At 55.0% G+C, this 5895-nt stretch carries 2 protein-coding genes and 1 pseudogene; 2 read left to right on the forward strand and 1 reads right to left on the reverse strand.

Annotated features, from left to right (window positions below):
• Nucleotides 1-190: 190 nt before the first annotated feature.
• Nucleotides 191-1332 (reverse strand): annotated as a pseudogene (locus tag ABIC70_RS28285) (IS3 family transposase).
• Between the two features lie 291 nt (nucleotides 1333-1623).
• Here ABIC70_RS28285 and ABIC70_RS28290 point away from each other — a divergent pair.
• The gene (locus ABIC70_RS28290; RefSeq protein WP_354442421.1) at nucleotides 1624-2913 is read left to right on the forward strand and encodes an O-antigen ligase family protein; all 1290 of its coding nucleotides are present in this window, start codon (nucleotides 1624-1626) and stop codon (nucleotides 2911-2913) included.
• 826 nt (nucleotides 2914-3739) lie between these two features.
• Complete coding sequence (locus ABIC70_RS28295) at nucleotides 3740-5734, forward strand: hypothetical protein (protein WP_354442423.1); 1995 nt, start codon at nucleotides 3740-3742, stop codon at nucleotides 5732-5734.
• Nucleotides 5735-5895 lie beyond the last annotated feature (161 nt).

Here is a 5895-nt window from a genome sequence, read left to right on the forward strand (position 1 = left end):
GACCCGGAAGTTCGCCTCGTACACGCGCCGGATCTCGACCATGAGTGCCGCGTCCCGCTTGGCTCGAGCCGGCAGCCTCCCGGGATCGGCTCGTCACGCGGCATGGGCGTGGTAGCCGAGGCTAACGGTCTCTCACTCGCCACCGCGCCGAGGAGCATACCCGACGCGGGCGGGATCAAGTTACAAGAGGCTACTGCATGGCCGCTGCCATGGGGAGCCGGAAGGCCAGATCCGGGTAGCTGACAGGCGCAGGCGAGAGGTCGCCCAGGGACGGATGCGGCCGAACGCGGTTGTAGGTCTTTTGCCAGAGGGTGATCACAGCCTGGGCTTCCTTGAGCGAGTAGAAGATCTCCTGGCGCAGACACTTGTCGCGTAGCTTGCCGTTGAAGCTCTCACAGTACCCGTTCTCCCGCGGCGAGCGGGGTGCAATGTTCTGGATCTTCGGCCCCGTTTTTGGCGACCCATTTGCGCAGTGCCTTTGAGATCATCTCAGGGCCATTGTCGCAGCGGATGTGCTCCAGGAGGCCGTGCAGGCACACGGCGTCGGCCAGCGCCTCGATCACGCCGATGCTGTTGATGCGCCGCGCCACCTTCAGCGCGAGGCACGCCCGGCTATGCTCGTCGATCAGCGTCAGGATGCGCAGGCTCCGGCCGTCGTGCGTTTGAGCCTGCACGAAGTCGAAGCTCCAGACGTGATTGCGGTAAAGCGGCCGCAGCCGCACGCAGGAGCCGTCGTTGAGCCAGGGGCGGCTGCGCGGCCGGTGCTTCTGGGGGACCTTGAGCCCCTCACGACGCCAGATGCGCTGGACCCGATCCTTGCCCACCCGCCAGCCGTCTACTCTCAACAGCGCGGTGACGCGGCGGTAGCCGTAGCGCCCGTATTCGGACGCCAGGGCGATGATGGCGCGAGTCAGCTCACCTCGTCGGCCAACACGGTGGGCACGTAGCGTTGCGTGCCGCGGTGCTGGCCGACGATCCGGCAGGCGTGACGTTCCGAGAGGCCGAATTTCTCCTGGATCGCCGCCACTGCCTGCCGACGTCGTTCGGGGGCTGCAAATTTCCCGAGGCGACGTCCGCCAGCACCTGCTTTTCCAGGGACAGGTCCGCCACAAGCCGCCGCAACCGAGCGTTCTCGCGCTCCAGATCCTTCATCTTCCGCGCCTGGTCGACCTGCAAGCTGCCGTACTCCTTGCGCCAGCGATAGTAGCTCTGCTCGGAGATCTCCGCCTCCTTGCACGCCAACGCCAAACTCTTGCCCTGGGCTGTCTGCACCTCGATCTGGCGCAACTTCAGCACGACCTGCTCCGCGCTCGTCTTCTGACCTCGCTTCATGTCCCAGCTCCTTCGGTCCTGGCTGATCCTCTCAATCAGCCCGGTCCAAAGCCAGCCGGTCAGGTCAGTGGCGATGATGGCAATGATTGTGAGAATCACCAGCTATATCGATCTGGACACATCGACTATTACGATATAAAGTCAGAATAAGTGATTTGGGTGTAGATTCTGTCGCTTCGTCTATTCGCAGCTGCAGCAAGGCGGCGCTAGCAACGCTTTCGGAATAGGGTTCCCGTTGATTTTGCAGAGCTAAAGTCTATTCGTTTTCTCAGAGAGGACGACAACATATCTATGAGGACAGGTCAACTCAGCGTCTTCGAGCAAAATTTGCGATCGTCCGCTCATGAGAGCGTCGTATCAATTGCTTTTTTTGCACTTTGTATTATGGTCGTCACTGCTCCAATCACCCAGGATGGGTTGAGCGGCGGCACCGCTTCCATGACCGAAGGAAATCCGTTCCGACAACTTGGATATGTACTGATTTTATTAATTATATTGGCTGGAACGGGCATCCATCGCGACTTTCGAGGCTTGTCCGCGCTTCCGGGAAACGTTCGTGTGATCTTGGCCTACTGTTGGCTGAGTATCGTCTGGGCAATCGATCCGTCAATTGCGACGCGTCGCTTGGCCTTGACAACGATCGTTGCCCTGTCCGTTGCTATTGCCATACAATCACTCGGTGTAGCGAAGAGCATTGTGCATATCCGTATCGCTCTAATTTTGGCGCTCTTTGCAAGTTACGTAACCGTCCTTTTCTTCCCGAGCGTCGGTATACACCAGCCGGAGGCCGGCCGAGATGTCGCTCTCATTGGTGATTGGCGGGGAATTTATCCCGAGAAGAACTTTATGGGCGCACTCTGTGCGATAACCGTACTGTGTTTTTACTTCATGGAGCAAAGGCACCTGTCCTTTCTAAGATGGATCGTTATCATTGCGGCTTTTTTATTTTTGATCAAGACCGGATCCAAAACTTCGACCACACTCGCCTTATTGGCCCTGCTATCGGGGCACGCATTTCGTGCCAACAATCATCGGGATTGGCCGCTAGCCTTCGCAGCGGCAATGACGGGCGTCTTCTGTTTCGGGGTCATTCTGCTGTGGTACGGCGAATGGCTGATGGAACCCTTGGATCGCGATGATACACTGACAGGTCGTTCACAAATCTGGCGCGTATTGATAGCTTATATTTCCGATCACTGGCGTCTTGGTGCCGGATATGGTTCTTTTTGGTACATCGGAGGTGTTAGCCCGGTCTATGACTATGCAAAAGGAGGAAGCTGGTTCGAAATTGCCTCTCAGGGCCATAACGGATACTTAGATATCGCGTCGCAGATCGGTTTGCCTGGCCTCGCGATCGCATTATACTTTCTTATTGTCAGGCCTGTCGCGACATTGTTGAGCCATCCCGCCTACAACAACAAAACTGGTGCTCTTTTTATGGCTATATTTGTATTTTGTGTGGGTCACAATTTTACAGAGTCTACGCTCCTTTCTCGCGATCATATTCTTCAGTTTATGATTATCGTCGTTATCTGCATGATGAACACCGTAGATGGAAATTATCGGCACCAACAATTATGAGATTTGTTCAAGTGGCGGGAAATATGCTAATGATTGATTCTGTCACGATCTTGATCGTATCGGCACTAAGCGATTTACGACGGGGCTTTAATGAAGTTCACATATGGGATCGCGTAGCCAAACTCGTCTGATAGCATTTGCCGACAAGATGGTCCGCATCGATTAGTTTCGGCCCGATCTTCCCTGACCGGACCCAAGACGCAAATCCGCGGTCGAATGCATCGCAGGCACCACGGAACCAAGCGCTTCCCTCGCGTCTGACCTGTCCAGAGTTCGGCGCCTCAAACATCGGAACCACCGGGGGGGGGGGTACGCCTCCATCCGTTCGGACGTGCCAGGAGCCATTGCGCACCACGTTGGAGCGTTCAAGCCATGAGGGGGATCGACAAGGCCGAGGTCGCCCGGCTTGTGAAGCCGCCAGGGCGAAGAACCCTACCGGCACGATCGATTTGCGGAGCGTAATTCGGTCTCCTGATCACCTGATGACGTGATCGCACGATCTGCTTTCAACGTCCGAAGATCCGAGGCGCAATCGATCGCTTTCACTCTCTCGCTATCAAAAATGTTTGCGAGCCTCCAAGTTTGTTGGCATCATACGCCAAATTCTACGAAGCGAGAGAGCCCTGACGGCGCACAGCCGAGCGTCATTTTATCTTATATAGCTTCTGTTTTAGCGAGCAATATCCAGCCAAGACAGAAAATACAGCAGCTGCATTAGTTTCGTATATCGCTTTTCGACTGGATTTTTGGTTCCATATACCATTCCTACCAAGTTGCGCTTGCGTGTTTTTAATTATATCGTTGCCTTATAAGCAGCAGTTCTCCCATGGGCACCATGTCGACGATTGCGTCACAGGCTGTGAATCTCCTTCTCGCCGGGTCCTTGGTGATAGCGCCGGGATTTCTATTGGTCGCCTTGCTAGCCGATGTGATTCCGATACGAGTGAGGGTCTTGGCAGCTTTCGTGCTGTCGCCGGGACTTTTGTCTCTCGAACTCCCGGTCGCAATAGCATTCGGATTAGAATTTAGGCAGTTTACATACTTAGCAAGCGCGCTGAATGCTCTCGTAGCGGTCGCTCTTATTCTTTACTCTCGTCCAAGACTTAGTTTTCGTGGCGTCGGGTATTCCGCGGTTCTGGCTTGCGCCTTAGCGGCCCCGATCATCTTTACGGTTCTTAAGGAAACATTCCGAACGGATTACAGTTGGCACAACATGATGCAGATCGCGGCTATACAGCAGATCAATTTGCTGCCGCGATTGCCGGAAGAGTTTGAGATGGCTGGGCTTCGGCTAAACTATGGCTGGCTTGGGTGGACGCAGCTGTCTTCGATTTCAAACCTTGTCGCGATTTCGCCAACAAGATTTATCTTACCGCTAAATACTTTGCACTTCATCTCGATGTTTATCATCATTGTAGAGTGTTCGATATTGTTCCTGGGTCAGCGCTATAACTCAACGAAGGTAGCCGCAAGTGCCGCAATTGCACTTCTCGCCGTAGGTCTACCCGATATCATGCTCGGCATAGTTAAAAGTGAATACCATGCATTGGGAGACGCACGCATAACGCCAATGATGGAAAAAATTCAAAACATGGACACGATGGTTTTCGGGTTGTCTTCGTTTGCCTTGATGGTCTTTGCAGTACTGGGCTACCTTGAGTTTAAGCGATCTTCATTTCTCATACTTGCGGTTATAGCGTCTTTTGCGAGTTCTTTGGTTTATCCGCTTTTCTTACCCTCATGTATGGCGGTCGCCGCAGCACTGATTGCCTATGAAATCCTGCAACAGGTCCGTGGAGTGGGATCGTCCGATCGTCGGGCTCTTATCAAGACCGGCCTGATTTTTGCCCTTTGGATCGCGAGCTTCGGCATAGTGGTTCTCTATGGGCTCTTCCTCGGACGGGATTCGGAAGTTCCGCCCTTCAGTCTTGTGAATCTTCGTGACTTTCCTCTCCAGTTCATCAAGTGGGGATGGATATTCTGTGCAATTGATGCACTATTACTGTCAATACTGATATTTCGACGGAAAATCATATCGTGGCCGACGTTATTTTTCACCGGCGTGACATTCGGACTTCAGTTGGCCTACGTCGTGATCGCGGTTCGCGACGGCGTCGGATATAAATTCCTCTTCACGGCGCTGCTGTTCGCGGCCCCCGTGGTCGCGGCTGAAATTACCCGATGGGCGAACAGGGGATCGAGATCCTCAGTCGTGGCGGGCGTATTGATCGTTTTGTTTCTGTCGTGCGTGGTCTACGAGTTTCCTCGCTGGACCAATCCCGATTTGCGCTACGCGACCCCCTTGGACATTTATGCATCGGATATCGCGCCTGACGCGAAGGCGATGCCATCCTGGCTTCGGGTCGTTCGCGAGAAAGCGCCGCCCGATGCCGTGCTTTTTACTGCGCCCGACGAGCGGCCGATCGCGGTATTTGCCGGGCGTGCCCTATACGTGTGTGGCGATGTTCCGGTTCCGACATCTCGAGCCGGGTACTCCATGAGTTGCACCCGGGAACTCACGTCTGTGAAGGGCTACTCTCCAAAGAGGGTGGCTGACAGAATGGAGCTTCTGAGCCTAGCGCTCAAAAAGGAGATCAGCGATGCCGAAGCGGAGACGTTGATGAAAGCGTTTCGCGCGCTTAGCCGGCCGATGATTTTCCATACTAGCGGCTTTTCAGGATTTACGCGCTGGCTCAGGGAGAAGGAAATTGGCCGACCGATTTTCGTTTCCGAGACGGATGTCGTCTGGTCGGTCGACAAAACTGGTGCTGGGCTCGATCCTGCAGACAGTGCTGCCTCGTACAGGCAGGGGCCCACATGAATCGAGCAGGCGCGAATGAGCGCCAGTTTTAGCCGGCCGCCTTAGGTGCCACTGAACGGCTGCGCCCTAGGGTGTGGACTCGATCAGCACCAGAAGGCGATGACGGCGGCCAGAGCGAGGGCCGAGGCGTAGTTGCGGGCGAGTTTGTCGTAGCGGGTGGC

Source organism: Methylobacterium sp. 1973, assembly GCF_040545035.1.
Lineage (GTDB): Bacteria > Pseudomonadota > Alphaproteobacteria > Rhizobiales > Beijerinckiaceae > Methylobacterium > Methylobacterium fujisawaense.

Excerpts from the sequence above, each read along its gene's own strand:
- ABIC70_RS28290 (WP_354442421.1), top strand. The coding sequence starts at position 1,624 with ATGAGGACAGGTCAACTCAGCGTCTTCGAGCAAAATTTGCGATCGTCC.
- ABIC70_RS28295 (WP_354442423.1), top strand. The coding sequence starts at position 3,740 with ATGGGCACCATGTCGACGATTGCGTCACAGGCTGTGAATCTCCTTCTC.